Below are 398 nucleotides of genomic sequence, written 5' to 3' on the forward strand. Positions count from 1 at the left end.
TTGTTGCCAAAGCGCGCGCCAAGCAGTCCGGCCACCTCAACGTCCTTACTCCGGCCGACGTCACGTACCTCGCCGATCGCTTTGTGGTTGATCGCCTCCAAGAGGACGAAGAGGGCCGGTGGGACCAGGAAGGGCGTGACCTCTACATCGCCGTCACCAAGCAGCTCCAGGCCGCATGCGTGGCCTTCGCGTCGCCTTGGAGCGACCGTCCGGCTCTCAGATGGAGCGAGAAGGCCCGCGAGGAGGCCGAGGGATCGCTGCGGGCTTCGCGGTCCCTCAAGGCGGCTGGAGACCTAGACGGCATCATTGAGCTCTGGAGGGATGAGGCGATCGAACTGGCCCGTGACGCCGGCTTCGCGTTGAATGATGATAACCGGCCGGCTCTCGCGACCTTGTGC

The 398-nt window shown here is 65.1% G+C and carries 1 protein-coding gene; it reads left to right on the forward strand.

Annotation, left to right across the window (positions count from 1 at the left end):
* Nucleotides 1-398, forward strand: a 398-nt coding sequence (locus AC0IYH_RS29635; RefSeq protein WP_471837638.1) for a hypothetical protein, incomplete at both ends; no start/stop codon positions are given.

This window comes from Pseudomonas sp. AC463, assembly GCF_979253585.1.